Raw genomic sequence first — 15,674 nt, 5'->3', positions numbered from 1 at the left:
ATGTACGACACACCCACCCCGACCGATGAGTAGCGAACGAACGATCGAACGAGACGCGGAACCGGAGAGCGCACAGCCAGTCACGTCCGGCGCGGAGTCCGTCGTGCGCGCGTTGGAGAACGCGAGCGTCGACACCGTGTTCGGCGTGCAGGGCGGCGCTATCATGCCCGTGTACGACGCGCTCTACGACTCCGCGATTTCGCACGTGACGATGTCGCACGAACAGGGCGCGGCGCACGCGGCGGACGCGTACGGTCACGTCACCGGGAACCCGGGAATCTGTATGGCGACCTCCGGGCCGGGCGCGACGAACCTCGTGACCGGGCTCGCGGACGCCGACATGGACTCCGACCCCGTCGTCGCGCTCACGGGTCAGGTTCCGACCGAGTTCGTGGGGAGCGACGCCTTCCAGGAGACGGACACGACGGGCGTCACGCGCCCCATCACGAAGGAGAACTACTTCGCGACCGACCCCGACGACGTCGGGGACACGGTCGGCGAAGCGTTCGCGATGGCCGAACGCGGCCGGCAGGGACCGACGCTCGTCGACCTGCCGAAGGACGTGACGAACGCGGACACCGACCGCGAACCCGGGCCCGCGCGCCTGCCGGAGACGTACCGGCCGGCGACCGAGGCGGACCCCGCGGACGTGGACGCCGCGGCGAAGACGTTCGCGGACGCCGAACGTCCCGTGATTCTCGCGGGCGGCGGCGTCATCAAGGCGGAGGCGAGCGACCGGATTCGTGACCTCGCCATCGAGAACGACGTGCCCGTGGTGACGACGATGCCCGGTATCGGCGCGTTCCCCGAGGACCACGACCTCTCGCTGTCGTGGGCGGGAATGCACGGCACAGGGTACGCGAACCTCGCGCTCACCATGGCGGACTGCATCTTCGCGGTCGGCACGCGGTTCGACGACCGCCTCACGGGCGGCGTGGAGACGTTCGCCCCGGACGCCGAGATAATCCACGTGGACATCGACCCGGCGGAGATATCCAAGAACATCCAGGCCGACCACGGCCTCGTCGGCGACGCGTCGGCGGTCGTCCGACAGTTCGCTGACGCGCTCCCGCGCGCGCCGGACACCGAGGAGTGGGTGGCGACGTGCTGGACGTGGAAGAACGACTACCCGCTCGACTACAGCATCGACGAGGACGGCCCCGTGAAGCCCCAGTTCGTCGTCGAAGCGGTCGACGCAGCGACGGACGACGACACGCTGGTGACGACGGGCGTCGGCCAGCACCAGATGTGGGCGGCGCAGTACTGGACGTTCACCGAACCCCGGACGTGGGTGTCCTCCCACGGCCTCGGCACGATGGGGTACGGCGTCCCCGCCGCCATCGGCGCGCGGTACGCCGCCGAGGACGACCAGTCCGTCGTCTGTTTCGACGGCGACGGCTCCTTCCTGATGACGTGTCAGGGGCTCACCGTCGCGGCGCGCGAGAACCTCGACATCACGGTGTTCGTCTTGAACAACGAGTTCATCGGGATGGTTCGCCAGTGGCAGGACGGATTCTTCGACGGCCGCCGCATGGCCTCCGAGTACGACTGGATCCCCCAGTTCGACGTGCTCGCGGAGGCGTTCGGCGCGACCGGTTTCCGAATCGACGACTACGACGAGGTCGAGGACACCGTCGAAGCGGCGCTCGACGCCGACGGCCCGTCCGTTGTCGACGTGCATATCGACCCCGAGGAGGACGTGTACCCGATGGTTCCGTCGGGCGGCGACAACGGCCTGTTCGCGCTGCGGGGTGACCACCTGTGACCGACGGACTGCAGGGACCCGAGCCCGCCGAGCGCCCGCGGCCCGAGGGCCGCCGGAACAGCCAGGGTATCCGTATCGACCCCGAAGTCGAAGCGGAACCGCAGGCCCGCCGCACCACTATCACGGCGCTCGTCGAGAACGAACCCGGCGTCCTCTCCGAGGTCTCCGACCTCTTCAGCCGCCGCCAGTACAACATCGAATCCCTCACTGTCGGCACGACGCAGAACCCCGAGTGGTCGCGCGTCACCGTCGTCGTCGAGGAACCCGACCCGAACATCGAACAGATAGAGAAGCAACTCGACAAGGTCGTTCCCGTCATCCACACGCGGGAACTCGGCGCGGACGCCGTCTCCCGCGAACTGGTGCTCGTGAAACTGGACGCGGACGAACCGGAGCGCGTGCACGCCATCACGGAGATGTACGACGGAACGACCCTCGACGCCGGCCCGCGAACCGTCACGGTCGAACTCACGGGCTCCGAGCGCGAAATCGACGACGCCCTCGACGCGCTCCGCCAGTTCGGCATCCGCGAGATCGCTCGCACCGGTAAGACCGCGCTCGCGCGCGGCGAGACCAAGACCTCCATCGCCCCAGACAGACTCAAATGACTGATTTCGAGAACCCCGTCTACTACGACGAAGACGCCGACGCATCGCACATCCAGGAGAAGACCGTAGCCGTCATCGGCTACGGCAGTCAGGGACACGCACACGCCCAGAACCTCGCCGACTCCGGCGTCGACGTGGTCGTGGGTCTCACGCCGGATTCGAGCTCGCGGAAGGCCGCCGAAGCCGACGGACTGCGCGTCGCCACGCCGAGCGACGCCGCGGCACAGGCCGACGTGGTGAGCGTGCTGGTGCCGGACACCGTTCAGCCCGCGGTCTACGCGGACATCGAGGCCGACCTCGACGAGGGCGACGTGCTCCAGTTCGCGCACGGCTTCAACATCCACTACAGCCAGATCGAACCCCGTGAGGACGTGGACGTGACGATGGTCGCGCCGAAGTCGCCCGGCCACCTCGTCCGCCGGAACTACGAGAACGACGAGGGAACCCCCGGCTTGCTCGCGGTCTACCAGGACGCGACCGGGGACGCCCACGACATCGGTCTGGCGTACGCGCAGGCCATCGGCTGTACGCGCGCCGGCGTCATCGAGACGACGTTCCAAGAGGAGACCGAGACCGACCTGTTCGGCGAGCAGGCCGTCCTCTGCGGCGGCGTCACCGAACTCGTGAAGACGGGCTACGAGACGCTCGTGGACGCCGGTTACAGTCCGGAGATGGCGTACTTCGAGTGCTTGAACGAACTCAAGCTCATCGTCGACCTGATGTACGAGGACGGCATCGGCGGGATGTGGCACTCCGTCTCCGACACCGCGGAGTACGGCGGGCTCTCCCGCGGCCCCGAAATCATCGACGAGGACGTGCGCGAGAACATGGAGGACGTGCTCGGACAGGTGCAGGACGGCACGTTCGCCCGCGAGTGGATTCTGGAGAACCAGGCGGGCCGCCCGAGCTACGACCAGCTCGTCGCCGCCGAGGAAGCCCACGACATCGAGGCCGTGGGCGCCGACCTCCGCGAGCTGTTCGCGTGGAACGAAGAAGAGGACCGAGAGACACCCGAGGCCCCAGCGGACGACTAACAATGACCGACGAAACCAGCATGCAGGAGATATCGCACACGCACACCGACACCGCGCACAGCCGACGACGCCTGTACGCGCGCGGCGAAACCATCGCGGCCGACGGCGGCCGCCGCGCTACCGAGGATGGCGAGCGCGAGGAATCGGTGTCGATGGCGGACGTAACCCATACGACGCGGGAGGAGCCGAACCGCGTGTTCGAGCGCGGCGGCGAGTTCGAGGATGAGTAACGGGACGCTCTACGACAAGGTCTACGACCGCCACACGGTGACGACGCTCCCGACCGGCCAGGACCAGCTGTTCGTCGGTCTGCACCTCGTGCACGAGGTGACGAGCCCGCAGGCGTTCGGGATGCTGGAGGAGCGCGACCTGGAGGTCGCGTACCCCGAGCAGACGCACGCGACGGTCGACCACATCGTTCCGACGGGGAACCGCGACCGGCCGTACGCGGACGACGCCGCGGAGGAGATGCTGTCCAAGCTGGAGGAGAACGTCCGCGACGCCGGTATCGAGTTCAGTCACCCTGGGACGGGCGACCAGGGTATCGTGCACGTCGTCGGCCCCGAGCAGGGCCTCACGCAGCCCGGGATGACCGTGGTCTGCGGAGACAGTCACACGGCGACCCACGGCGCGTTCGGCGCGCTCGCGTTCGGTATCGGGACGAGCCAGATTCGGGACGTGCTCGCCACCGGAACGGTCGCGATGGAGAAGGCGAAGGTCCGACAGGTTCGCGTGGAGGGCGAACTCGGCGACGGCGTCTCCGCAAAGGACGTCATCCTCGAAGTCATCCGGCGACTCGGCACGGACGGCGGCGCTGGCTATGTGTACGAGTACGCGGGAAGCGCAATCGAGTCGCTGTCGATGGAGGGCCGGATGAGCATCTGCAACATGAGCATCGAGGGCGGCGCGCGCGCCGGCTACGTCAATCCGGACGAGAAGACGTACGACTGGCTGCGCGAGACGGACGCGTTCGCGGACGACCCCGAGCGGTTCGCGGAACTGAAGCCGTACTGGGAGTCCGTTCGGTCGGACGACGACGCCGAGTACGACGACGTGGTCACCATCGACGCGAACGAACTGGAACCGATGGTGACGTGGGGGACGACGCCCGCGCAGGGCGTCGGCGTCACCCAGCCGATTCCGGAACCCGAGGACTGCCACAGCCCGGAGACGGCGCGGCAGGCTCAGGAACACGTCGGCGTCAGTCCCGGCGAGACGATGGAGGGCTACCCCGTCGACGTGGCGTTCCTCGGGTCGTGCACGAACGCCCGACTGCGGGACTTGCGACGGGCGGCCGCGGTCGTTCGCGGCCGCGAGGTTGCGGACGGCGTGCGCGCGCTCGTCGTCCCCGGTAGCCAGCGCGTGCAGGCCGCGGCGGAAGCCGAGGGCCTAGACGAGGTGTTCCGGGACGCGGGGTTCGAGTGGCGCGACCCCGGGTGTTCGATGTGTCTCGCGATGAACGACGACCAACTGGAGGGCGACGAGGTCTGTGCGTCCTCCTCGAACCGGAACTTCGTCGGCCGACAGGGCTCGACGGAGGGCCGCACGCTCCTCATGAACCCGAAGATGGTCGCGGCCGCGGCGGTCACCGGCGAAGTCACTGACGTGCGGGCGATACCGGAGGTGACGACCGCATGAGCCAGGGTCCCGCCGACACCGTGAAACGCGTTACAGGTACTGGAATCCCGGTCCGCGGGGACGACATCGACACCGACCAGATAATCCCCGCGCGCTTCCTGAAGGTCGTGACGTTCGACGGCCTCGGGCAGTTCGCGTTCTTCGACCAACGGTTCGATGACAACGACGAACCGCTGGAGCATCCGTTCAACGAGGACCGCTTCCAGAGCGCGTCCGTGCTCGCGGTGAACGCGAACTTCGGCTGCGGGTCGAGCCGAGAGCACGCGCCGCAGGCCCTGATGCGGTGGGGGATCGACGCTATCGTCGGCGAGTCGTTCGCGGACATCTTCGCGGGGAACTGCCTCGCGCTCGGCATCCCCACCGTGGTCGCGGACCACGACACCGTCACCGACCTCCAGGACTTCATCGACGAGAACCCCGACGCCGAGGTCGACGTGGACATCGAGAACGAGACGGTGTCCTTCGGCGACCGCACCGTCGACGTCGAGGTCGACGACGCCCAGCACACGGCGCTCGTGGAGGGCGTCTGGGACACGACGGCGCTCCTGAAGTCGAACGCGGACGCCGTCGAAGAGACCGCGCGAAGCCTCCCCTACACGGATGTCTGAGGAAATCGCGGTCGTCCCCGGGGACGGCATCGGCGCGGAAGTGGTGCCGGTCGCGGTGGACGTGCTGGACGCCGTCGGCGACTTCGAGTTCACGCACGCGGACGCCGGGGACGCCGTCGCCGCGGAGACGGGGACGCCGCTCCCCGACGAGACGCGCGAGCTGGCGGCGTCCGCGGACGCGACGCTGTTCGGCGCGGCGGGCGAGACCGCGGCGGACGTGGTGCTCCCGCTCCGCGAAGCGGTCGGGTCGTTCGTGAACGTTCGACCCGCGCGCGCCTATCCCGGCGTGGACGCGCTCTGCCCGGACCTCGACGTGGTGTTCCTCCGGGAGAACACGGAGGGCGTCTACACGGGTGCTGAGTCCCGCGAGAACGGTCGTGCGACCCTGACGCGGGTCGTCACCGAGGACGCGAGCCGTCGGCTCGCCGAGTACGCCTGCGACTACGCGCCTGAGGGCTTCCACGTCGCGCACAAGGCGAACGTGATGCGCGAAACTGACGGACTGTTCCTCGAAACCGTCGAGGCCGTCGCGCGCGAGCGCGGCGTCCCCACCGAGTCGGTGCTGATGGACGCGCTCGCCACCCACCTCTGTCTCTCCCCGAGCGAGTTCGAGGTCGTCGTCACGCCGAACCTCGCGGGCGACGTGTTGAGCGACCTCGCCGCTGGCCTCGTCGGCGGCCTCGGCCTCCTGCCGTCGGCGAACATCGGCGGCGAGCGCGGGCTGTTCGAGCCCGTGCACGGAAGCGCGCCCGACATCGCCGGCGAGGGAATCGCGAACCCCGCGGCGACCGTGCTCTCCGCGGCGATGCTCCTCGACTTCCTCGACTACGACGCTGAGGCGGAGTCGGTTCGGAGTGCGGTCGAGTCGGTGCTCGCGGACGGTCCGCGCACGCCCGACCTCGGTGGGGACGCCGGGACGGACGCGGTCGCGGACGCGATTCTCGGCCGTCTCTGAGCGCAGTCATTACGTACGTGGTCTGATTCGTCCCGGTATGGAGGTGACGCGCCGGACGCTCGCGGGAGTGCTCGCGGTCGCGTTCGTGGTGAACCTTGCAGTGATGGGTGCGGGTGCGGCGCTCGCGTACGAGGAAGCGCCGCCGATACCGCAGGAGGTCGTCGGCCCCGAGGGTGACGTGGTCGCGACGAGCGAGGACATCCAGGAGGGGAAGGCGGTGTTCCAGCGGAACGCCCTGATGAACCACGGGTCGATTCTCGGGAACGGCGCGTACTTCGGCCCGGACTTCACGGCGGACGCGCTCGATTTGAAGGTCTCGTTCATGCGGACGTACTACGCCCGGGAACGCTACAGCGAGTCGTACGCCGCGCTCTCGCCCGAGGAGACGGTGGTCGTCGACCAGCAGGTGCGTGGTGACCTCTCGACGGGCGGTGGGAACGATTCCGTGATTCGGTACTCCGCGGCGGAGGTGTACGCCCACGAGCAGGTGCGTGACGTGTACGTCGCGCGGTACGTCGACGGCGCGCCCGAACGCGGCGTACGGGAGGGAATGATTCCGACGTGCGCGGCGGGCCGGGCGTTCGCGGACTTCGCGCTCTGGACGGCGTGGGCGAGCCACACCGACCGCCCCGGCAGCACGCACTCGTACACGAACGAGTGGCCGTACGCGCCCGCCGCAGGGAACACGCCGACGGGGCTGTCGGTGACGTGGAGCGTCGTCGCCGTCGCGCTGCTCGTCGCGGCCGCCGGCGGCGCGGTCGTCCTCTACCGCCGCGTCGACCTCGACGAACCGACCGCCGACGGCGTCTCGGTGCCGCGACCGGCGGACGTGTCGCTCACCCCGAGCCAGCTCGCGGCGACCCGGTTCGTCCCCGTTGCGGCCGTTCTGTTCGTCATCCAGGTCTGCCTGGGCGCGTTGCTCGCGCACTACTACGTCGAACGCGACGGCTTCTTCGGGCTCGCGGACGCGCTCGGCATCGACCTGCTGCAAGTGCTGCCGTTCGCGCTCGCGCGGACGTTCCACGTCGACCTCGCCATCCTCTGGGTGGTGTCGCTCTGGCTCGGCGCGGGATTGTTCCTCCCCGCGCTCCTCACCGACCACGAACCCCGACACCAGGAATCGATCGTGAACGTCCTGCTCGGCGCGCTCGTCGTCGTAGTCGTCGGCGGATTCGCGGGTGTCTGGCTCGGCGCGAACGGCTACTTCGAGGGCGCGCTCTGGTGGCTGCTCGGAAACGAGGGCCTCGAATACCTGGAAGTCGGCCGAGTCTGGCAGTTCGGTCTCCTCTGTGCGTTCGCGCTCTGGGCCGCGCTCGTCGCGCGCGGCCTCCGACCCATGCTTCGTCGCGAATCCCGGTACGGCCTCGGCCACCTCGTCCTCTACGCGGGCGGCTCCATCGGCCTGCTGTTCGTCGCTGGATTCCTGTTCACGCCGACGACGAACATCGCGGTCACGGAGTTCTGGCGGTGGTGGGTCGTCCACATGTGGGTGGAGGGCGCGTTCGAGTTCTTCGTCGTCGCCGTCGTCGGCCTCACGCTCGTCTCGATGAACCTCCTCTCCCGGTCGTCCGCCGAGAAAGCGGTTCTCCTGGAGGCGTTCCTCGTGATGGGCGCGGGCGTCATCGGCGTCAGCCACCACTACTGGTGGATCGGCCTCCCCGACATCTGGATTCCCGTCGGGAGCGTGTTCAGCACGCTCGAACTCGTGCCGCTCGTCTTCATCCTGTTCGAGGCCGTCGGCGAGTACCGCGCGCTCGCCGCGGCCGGCGAGGAATTCCCCTACCGGCTTCCGTTCGCGTTCATCGTCGCGTCCGGCGTCTGGAACTTCGTCGGCGCGGGCGTCCTCGGGTTCCTCATCAACCTCCCGCTCGTGAACTACTTCGAACACGGAACCTACCTCACGGCGGCGCACGCCCACGCCGCGATGTTCGGCGCGTTCGGCCTGCTCGCGCTCGGAATGGCTATCTACATCCTCCGCATCACCACCCAAGACTGGTCAGAGCGACGGCTTCGCTGGGCGTTCTGGCTGTGGAACGCGGGGCTCACGGTGATGGTGTTCGTCTCCCTCGTCCCGATTGGCTTCCTCCAACTCGAAACCGCGTTCACGCAGGGGTACGACGCGGCGCGGTCGGTCGCGTTCTACCAGCGCGACCTCGTGCAGACGCTGTTCTGGCTGCGGTTCCCGGGCGACACGCTGCTCGGCCTCGGCGCGCTCGTCTTCGCCGTCGACGTGTTCGCGAAACTCCGCCGACAGCGCGACCCCGACGAGTAACCGCGCTCGCGGCCCGAACGCTTACCGACTCCCTGCTGGTATACTCGGGCGATGAGCGGACACGCCACGACGCCCGGACCCGTGGTCGAACTCGCGGCAGTCGGAATCGCGCTCGCGCTCGCGGCCGTCCACCTGTTCGGCCGCTACGTCCGCGTCCTCGACCACCTGCCGCGAAGCCGCTGGCTCTCCGTCTCCGGCGGCGTCTCCGTCGCGTACGTCTTCGTCCACGTCCTCCCCGAAATCAGTCTCGCCGCTCAGCACGTCGGCGACGAACCCCTCGGTATCGGCTTTCTCGAACGCCACGTCTACATCGTCGCGCTCGTCGGGTTCCTCGCGTACTACGGCGTCGAACGCGCCGCGAAACAGTACACGACCGACGACCTCGACCCAGCCGAGGAGAGCGACGAGGGAGAGCGCGTGTTCTGGATGCACGTCGTCGCGTTCGCGCTCTACAACGTCCTCGTCGGCTACCTCCTCCTCCACCGCGAGGAACCCGGACTCGCCAGCCTCGTCCTGTTCGGGGTCGCGATGGCGCTGCACTTCCTCGTGAACGACTGGGGGCTCAGAAACCACCACGGCGACACCTACCACGACTACGGCCGCTGGGTGCTCGCGGCGGCCATCCTCCTCGGACTCGCCGTCGGTTTCGTCGTCCCCATCGACCGCCAGGCGCTCGCCGTCCTCTTCGCCTTCCTCGCGGGCGGCGTCATCCTCAACGTCATCAAGGAAGAAGTCCCAGCGGAACGCGAGAGCCGGTTCTCCGCGTTCGCGCTCGGCGCAACCGCCTACACCGTCGTCCTCATCCTCGTCTAGTCACCGCGCGGTGCCGCTGTCGTCACCGCGCCGTCCCGCAATCGTCACGCCGGCCTGCCGTCGCCGCGACTTCCGTCACTCCCCGCGGTTTCCGTACTCTTCCTCACCCCAGCCGGAGTCGGACGAATCGCTGTTCCGTTCGAGTTCGTCCTCCAGCATCTCGTGGACGGCTCGGCCGAGGTCGTCCAGCTCGTTGTCGATGAGTGAGACGGTGCTCGAATCGAGCGATTCGGACAGGTCGCGCTCCCGCCAGTCGTCCGGCATCGTCGGGGCGTCGAAGCGGAGGCGGTCCTCGGTCGGGTCCCAGTAGAAGTCGAACGCCTGGAACAATCCGAGGTCGCCGATGACCTGAATGTGCGCTTCGTCGAGGTTCGTGTATTCGGACCACTCGTTGACGCCCTCGGTCCACGCGCCCTCGTGAAGCACGTCCTCGATGTCCTCGCGGTAGAAGTCCTCGCCTCCTAGGGTCTCCTCCTCCCACTCGAATCCGCGCGGCGTTCCGCGGTTCGAGAGGTCGGGTGGCTCCGGGATTTCGATATCGAGTGCCATACGTCTACGTTCGCCGCTGGCACAATAAAGCCCACAGCGGGTTCCAGCGGGGGCGGTCGTGAGACGACGGTCTCGCTCGGTCGTGACTACCTGACTAGATTCCGAGCCACTCGTCGTACCTGATTTGATAGCCGTTCGCCCGACAGAACTTCGCTGCCTCCCGTCGGACAGCGCGGGATGTCGGGAGCCGTTCCTTCTCGTGGATTCGGTCGACCACCCACTCGGTTATGGCCGTGATGCCCTCGTCGTCGTCATCGCCGTCGATGGCTTCGAGTTCCGCGAACGTCTTCTCGTACGCCTTGCGCTGCGTCCACCCGAACTCGGCGTTCCGCAGCGTCTCGCTCGCTTCCACCACTCGCTTCATCGCGGCGGCGACCGTCGGTCGCTCCACCTGCACGCGAACGGCCGCTGGCGAGTCGAACGTCTCCTCGGCGGTCTCGGGAATCAGTTCCGCGACGCGGTACCTCCCCGCGGCGGATTCGATTTCGCGGTCGCCGACGGCCGCGACGACTTCCGCGCCCGTCGCCGGGAACGAGAGCGAGTCGAGTTCGTCCTCCAGCTCGGCGAGTTCCTCGGTTTCCGCTGGTGGCTCTCGTTCGTCTTCGCGCTCCAGTTCCGCCTCGATTTCGCGTTCTCGCTGGCGGTTCTCGGCGTCGTGCGCTTGCTTGTCTCGACCGCGCTTGTCGTCTGCCATTCTAGAACAATCGCCTTCCAGCCGGATAGGCCTATGCACGCCACCGGTACCGGGCGGCCCGATTATCGTCGCAACAACAGCGCGACCGGCACCAAGACGAGGGCGCCGGCGACGAACGGCGACCAGTAGAGCGCGACGTAGGCCGCGGCGGCGAGCGGCGGTCCGACCGTCCGGCCGAGGCTTCCCGCGCCCTGCGTGACGCCGAACGCCGCTCCCTGCGCGTCTCCGGTTGCGCCCTCGGAAACGAGCGCGGCGAGGCCGACCGTGGTCGCGCCGTTCCCGAACGACGCGAGCGCGCCGAACGCCAGCAGCACGACGAGTCCACCGGTCAGCCAGTCGGGGCCGCTCACGAGGAGTGCGTCCGTTCCGGCCAGCGGTGACACCGCGAGCAGGACGAGTGCGAGGAACAGCGCGACGACGCCCGCGCGGACGACGTATCGGACGCCGACTTTCCGCGAGAGCCAGCCGACGAGCACGCCCTGATTGACGACGCCGAGCGCGCCGATGTACGCGAGAAACAGCGCCGCTTCGGTCGCACCGTACCCGAAGAAGTCCGCCAGGAACGGCACGAACATCACGGTGATACCGGCGAACGAGAGCGAGGTGAGGAAGAACGCGACGACGAGCGGCCGGAGCGTCGAATCGGCGAGCGCCGCCCGGAACTGGCCGACGAACGTCACGCGCCGCGCCGGCGTGCGGACGCGGTCCGGTTCTTTCAGCACGACCACCGTCGCTGCGAGCGCGAGGAACGAGAAGCCCGCCGCGGCGAAACTCGGCAGCGAGAAGGCGGTCACCGGAACGAACGCGGGGAAGACCGCGCGAGCCGTCGATACCGCGGTCTCGCTGGCGAGCAACCCCCCGATGGCCGGGCCGAACACGAACCCGAGGCCGAACGCCGCGCCGACGAGGCCGAGCGCGCCCGGGCGCTCCGCCGGCGTCGTCACGTCAGCGATGTACGCCTGCGCCGCCGCGATGTTGCCGCCCGCCGCGCCCGCGAGCAATCGCGCGCCGAACAGCACGACCAGCCCCAGAACCGTTCCCGCGGTCGCGCTGATTTCGGCGGCGAACCCGAAGAGAATCCACGCGACACCGCCGATACCCACCGAGAGCATGAGCACGGGACGCCGCCCGCGCTCGTCGGAAATCCGGCCCAAAATCGGCGCTGCGCCGAACTGCGCGAGCGAGTACGACGCCGCGAGCAACCCGATGAACACGTCGCTCACGCCGAACGACCGGACGTAAAACGGGAGAATCGGGATGATGATACCGAACCCGAGCAGGTCGACGAACACGATGCCGACGACGACCGCGACCCGGCGACGCGTCCCTGCCGACGACGGGGCGTCCGCCCGCGCGCTCGTCGCCGCCCGACTAGAAGCCACTAGAGATAGAATTGACACGAACCGTCATACGAGTACCGACTCCCGCGTCGCACGCTCAGCTTGACCTCCTGGCACACCAACTACCGTCCACGAATCCGAACACTGCCCCGAGGATGTGGTTTGCGAACGTCAGAGCACGACAGCGCGAGGGCGCGTCACGTGACGTAACGAACCCTACTTCTCACCTCCGTTCTCGAAAATCCTAAAGTAACGTCTCGGCACTCAGAAGTGTTGATTAGGGGCTGTTCGGGGTTAGCGTCGAACCGTTGAGGAACTGTATGGGCGCTGCAGGATTTGAACCCGCGGCGTCTTGGTCCGAAGCCAAGTGCTCTGTCCAAGCTGAGCTAAGCGCCCGCACGTGTTTGTTTTCTCGCTGTGCGTTTGACGGTTTCGATTCTCAGTAGGTTTGGGCGAGGGCGTCGAGGGCGTCGTGCTGGTGGGTGGAGTGGGGGGCGGTGAGGGGGCTGACGGAGACGTGGCCGTCGAGGACGGCGCGGCGGTCGGTGCCTTCGGGGTCGTCGACGGTGCCGTTTTCGACGCGGTCCCACATGCGGTCGTGGATGGTGACGTGGGTGGCGTCCTGGCGGCGGGCGGTCATGTCGTAGGCGTCGCTCGGGCGGGTGATGTGCATGTCGCCGGATTCCTCGCCGGTGATGGGGGCGTTGACGTTGAGGTAGTCGGCGTGGTCGAAGACGCCGGCGTCGAGCGCGTTCTCGGCGAGGTATTTGGTGGCGTTGGCGGCGGTCTGGTAGCCGTCGGTGGTGAGGTCGCGGGAGCCGAGTTGGCCGGGTTCGAGGAGTCGGGAGACGGCGATGGCGGGGACGCCGAAGAAGGCGGCTTCGACGGCGGCGGAGACGGTGCCGGAGCGCCCGAGGACGTACATGCCGAGGTTCGCGCCGGCGTTGCAGCCGGCGACGACGAGGTCGGGGGTGGGGCCGAGGGCTTCCATGCCGGCGACGACGCAGTCGGCGGGCGTTCCTTGGACGGCGTAGCCGTTGTCGCGTTCCTCGACGTGGACGTCGGTCGACATGGCGCGGCCGGTGGCGCTCTGGTCGCTGGCGGGTGCGACGACGGTGACGTCCCCGATGTCGGTGAGGGCGTCGCGGACGGCGAGCAGGCCGGGGTTGTCGATGCCGTCGTCGTTCGTGAGGAGGATGTCGAGCGACTCGCTCATAGGTATGGGTTCGCGCGATGGGGGATAAGTCCCGGCGTTAGCGCGCGCGGTCGACGACGGTGTCCTCGTCGACGACGACGTTGTACGCGGCTTCGTCGTCGTTCCAGAGGAGGAGGCCTTCCTCGATGGAGAGCACGCTCCCGTAGGGTGCGCGGGCGAGCGCGGCGTTCAGCGCGTCCTCCTTGACGTGGACGGCGTAGATGTCCGTGGTTTCGCTGCCGTCACTGATCTTGTAGACGGGGTTGGCGTTCTCGTCGGCGAGGTTCGCGCTGAGTTTTGCGACGAGGAGGTTCACGCGGTTCGGGACGTACGAGTCGGCGTCCGCGAGTTTCGCGACCCTGGATTCGTCGAGCGCGATGTCGTATCGGCGTTCGCCGTCCGTCCGTAGCAGCGAGTACGAGAATTTGACCGTTTCGTTCAGGAACTCGCTCGGTCGCGGCGCGTTCTCGGCGATGCGGCGCTGGAACCCCGGCGGTTCGATGTCGGGCCGGTGGTCGAAGCTCCAGCCGGTATCCGTGGGGCGTTCGCCCGGCCAGAACCGGACGGTCGGGCCGTAGACGGTCGCGCCCCGGTCTTCGAGTTCGCGTTCGGTCTCGCGGAGGCCGATGCTGGTGTTGCGGTCGGCGGGCGCGAGCGCGAGTAGGGTGCCGTCGTCCGCGAGCACATTGATGAGTTTCTCACCGGCCGCGACGGGGTCGTCGAGTTCTGAGAGCACGCTGCACGCCATGACGAGGTCGTACTCGCCGTCGGGGTCGAACTCCTCGATGCGTTCGCGCGTGATTCGCGTGTGGAAGTTCGGACCGGTCTCGTCGAGGAGCGGGTCGAGCACGTCGGCGGCGGCGCTCGGTTCGACGGCGTGGTAGTCCACGAGCGTGTCGTCGGGGAGGTAGTCGTGCAGGCCGAGCGCGGGGCCGCCGACGCCCGCGCCCACGTCGAGCACGCGCAGGTCGCCGGGAATCCGGCCGTCCCGGGCGAGGTAGTCGAGCGGGTACTGGACGGCCGCGTAGTAGTCTGGGAGGTGGTAGATGCCGTAGCCGAGCGCGGCCTCGTAGTCGTACTCGACGGGATGCTGGCGGTAGTAGTTCTCCTTCAGTCGCCGAATCGCTTCCCGAAGCTGTTTGCCGGAGTCGCCCTTCTGCCAGTTCCGCCCGTACTCGTCGAACAGCAGGTCCTCGAACGCGAACGCGTACCCGTCCGGGAACTCGGTGACTGCGTCGAACCGGGGAGTGACGGGCGCGTCGTCGGCGGGGACGAACGTGCCGTCCTCGCGCTCGATGAGCCCGAGGTCCGCGGCTTCGTCCCGTAACGCGAGCGTGACGACGCGGTGGTCGGCCTCGACGTAGTCCGAGAGTTCCTCCGGGTCGAGCGGACGCACGCCCCTGAGGTACTTCGCCGTGTCCCGCAACCGTTCTCTATCGACCGGCATCCTCGTACACCTCCGCGAACTCCTCGGTCGCCAGTCGGTCGGCCGCGTCCCGGATGTCCTCCGCGCCGTCGAACGCGTTCTGGATGTCGCCGTACACGCGCGGCGTCCCGCTCGTCACGCGGTCCGCGAGCGCGCGGAGTTCCTCGTACACCGGCGTCTCCAGACCGTCCGGTACGTCCTCGGCGGTGAGCGCGAACGCGAGAATCGCGGCGTGCGTCCGCCCCTGCACGGTCCGCATCGCGTCGTCGTGTTCGTCGGCGTCGACCTCGACGAGCGTGTTCCCCGCGTCCTCTATCTGGCGAAGCACGCCGTCCGTCGCGGGTCCTCCGGCGCCGGTGGAGACGGCGACGTTTCCGGGCGCGCTGTCCCCCGCGAACAGCGGGTGGAGGCTCACGCGCTCCCGGGCGGGTGCGGCGCGAGCCATCGCCGCGAGCGGGTCCGCCATCTGTCCGGTCACGTCCACGACCGCCTGTTGTGCGCGGCCCGCCTGTGCGTCGATAACGTCGCTCGCGGCGTCCATCGGCACCGCGACGCAGACGAGTCCGTACCGGGTTTCGCCGTCGATGTTCGCGACGCTCCCGCGGTCCCCCAGGGCGTCCGCGGCGTCCCGGGCCGCGGACTCGTTCACGTCAGCGAACGCGACGGCGTTCGAGACGGTTCGCGCGAACCACCGACCCATCTCGCCCGCGCCGACGACGAGTACGTCCATCACCAGAGCGTACCGGACGACCCGGCAAAAGGCGTTCGTTCGTAACA

The 15,674-nt window shown here is 68.4% G+C and carries 15 protein-coding genes and 1 tRNA gene; 9 read left to right on the top strand and 7 right to left on the bottom strand.

From position 1 onward, the window contains the following. The first annotated feature begins 25 nt into the window (after positions 1-25). Genes ilvB through ACOZ4O_RS04100 form a run of 9 tightly spaced genes read left to right on the top strand, consistent with a single transcriptional unit; the run spans position 26 to position 9,693 of the window. Positions 26-1,765: a biosynthetic-type acetolactate synthase large subunit gene (gene ilvB / locus ACOZ4O_RS04140; protein WP_424524046.1), complete on the top strand. Its 1,740-nt coding sequence runs from the start codon at positions 26-28 to the stop codon at positions 1,763-1,765. Next, the gene (gene ilvN, locus ACOZ4O_RS04135; RefSeq protein ID WP_424524045.1) at positions 1,762-2,373 is read left to right on the top strand and encodes an acetolactate synthase small subunit; all 612 of its coding nucleotides are present in this window, start codon (positions 1,762-1,764) and stop codon (positions 2,371-2,373) included. The genes ilvB and ilvN overlap by 4 nt, the downstream gene beginning before the upstream one ends. After that, positions 2,370-3,407: a ketol-acid reductoisomerase gene (gene ilvC, locus ACOZ4O_RS04130; protein WP_424524044.1), complete on the top strand. Its 1,038-nt coding sequence runs from the start codon at positions 2,370-2,372 to the stop codon at positions 3,405-3,407. The genes ilvN and ilvC overlap by 4 nt, the downstream gene beginning before the upstream one ends. 2 nt (positions 3,408-3,409) lie before the next feature. Beyond that, positions 3,410-3,637, top strand: coding sequence for a hypothetical protein (locus tag ACOZ4O_RS04125; protein WP_424524043.1), 228 nt, complete (start codon positions 3,410-3,412; stop codon positions 3,635-3,637). Beyond that, positions 3,630-5,045, top strand: coding sequence for a 3-isopropylmalate dehydratase large subunit (gene leuC, locus ACOZ4O_RS04120; RefSeq protein ID WP_424524042.1), 1,416 nt, complete (start codon positions 3,630-3,632; stop codon positions 5,043-5,045). The genes ACOZ4O_RS04125 and leuC overlap by 8 nt, the downstream gene beginning before the upstream one ends. Further along, entirely contained in the window at positions 5,042-5,653 is a 612-nt protein-coding gene (gene leuD, locus ACOZ4O_RS04115) for a 3-isopropylmalate dehydratase small subunit (protein WP_424524041.1), read from the top strand. Before leuC ends, leuD begins: the two co-directional genes overlap by 4 nt. Then, positions 5,646-6,608, top strand: coding sequence for an isocitrate/isopropylmalate dehydrogenase family protein (locus tag ACOZ4O_RS04110; protein WP_424524040.1), 963 nt, complete (start codon positions 5,646-5,648; stop codon positions 6,606-6,608). The genes leuD and ACOZ4O_RS04110 overlap by 8 nt, the downstream gene beginning before the upstream one ends. A 37-nt stretch (positions 6,609-6,645) precedes the next feature. Next, a complete protein-coding gene (locus ACOZ4O_RS04105) occupies positions 6,646-8,880 on the top strand; it encodes a nitric-oxide reductase large subunit (RefSeq protein WP_424524039.1) in 2,235 nt (744 codons plus the stop codon). A gap of 51 nt (positions 8,881-8,931) precedes the next feature. Continuing rightward, complete coding sequence (locus ACOZ4O_RS04100) at positions 8,932-9,693, top strand: hypothetical protein (RefSeq protein WP_424524038.1); 762 nt, start codon at positions 8,932-8,934, stop codon at positions 9,691-9,693. Positions 9,694-9,768: 75 nt separating this feature from the next. On the opposite strand, the gene ACOZ4O_RS04095 is transcribed toward ACOZ4O_RS04100, so the two are convergent. From ACOZ4O_RS04095 to ACOZ4O_RS04065, 7 genes are all read right to left on the bottom strand, one after another. Further along, entirely contained in the window at positions 9,769-10,242 is a 474-nt protein-coding gene (locus ACOZ4O_RS04095; RefSeq protein WP_424524037.1) for a hypothetical protein, read from the bottom strand. 94 nt (positions 10,243-10,336) lie between these two features. After that, on the bottom strand, positions 10,337-10,936 hold the full coding sequence (locus ACOZ4O_RS04090) for a DUF5789 family protein (protein WP_424524036.1): 600 nt from the start codon (positions 10,934-10,936) through the stop codon (positions 10,337-10,339). Positions 10,937-10,998: 62 nt separating this feature from the next. Next, on the bottom strand, positions 10,999-12,318 hold the full coding sequence (locus tag ACOZ4O_RS04085) for an MFS transporter (RefSeq protein ID WP_424524035.1): 1,320 nt from the start codon (positions 12,316-12,318) through the stop codon (positions 10,999-11,001). A 279-nt stretch (positions 12,319-12,597) separates the two neighbouring features. Continuing rightward, positions 12,598-12,672: transfer RNA gene (locus ACOZ4O_RS04080), tRNA-Arg, on the bottom strand. A 43-nt stretch (positions 12,673-12,715) separates the two neighbouring features. After that, entirely contained in the window at positions 12,716-13,492 is a 777-nt protein-coding gene (surE, locus tag ACOZ4O_RS04075; RefSeq protein ID WP_424524034.1) for a 5'/3'-nucleotidase SurE, read from the bottom strand. Positions 13,493-13,529: 37 nt separating this feature from the next. Then, positions 13,530-14,918, bottom strand: a complete 1,389-nt coding sequence (locus ACOZ4O_RS04070) for a small ribosomal subunit Rsm22 family protein (protein WP_424524033.1) — start codon at positions 14,916-14,918, stop codon at positions 13,530-13,532. Beyond that, positions 14,905-15,627: a prephenate dehydrogenase gene (locus ACOZ4O_RS04065; RefSeq protein ID WP_424524032.1), complete on the bottom strand. Its 723-nt coding sequence runs from the start codon at positions 15,625-15,627 to the stop codon at positions 14,905-14,907. Before ACOZ4O_RS04065 ends, ACOZ4O_RS04070 begins: the two co-directional genes overlap by 14 nt. Positions 15,628-15,674 lie beyond the last annotated feature (47 nt).

This window comes from Salarchaeum japonicum (assembly GCF_049705945.1).
Classification (GTDB): Archaea; Halobacteriota; Halobacteria; order Halobacteriales; family Halobacteriaceae; genus Salarchaeum; species Salarchaeum japonicum_A.
This window is presented reverse-complemented; position numbering and strand designations above follow the sequence as displayed.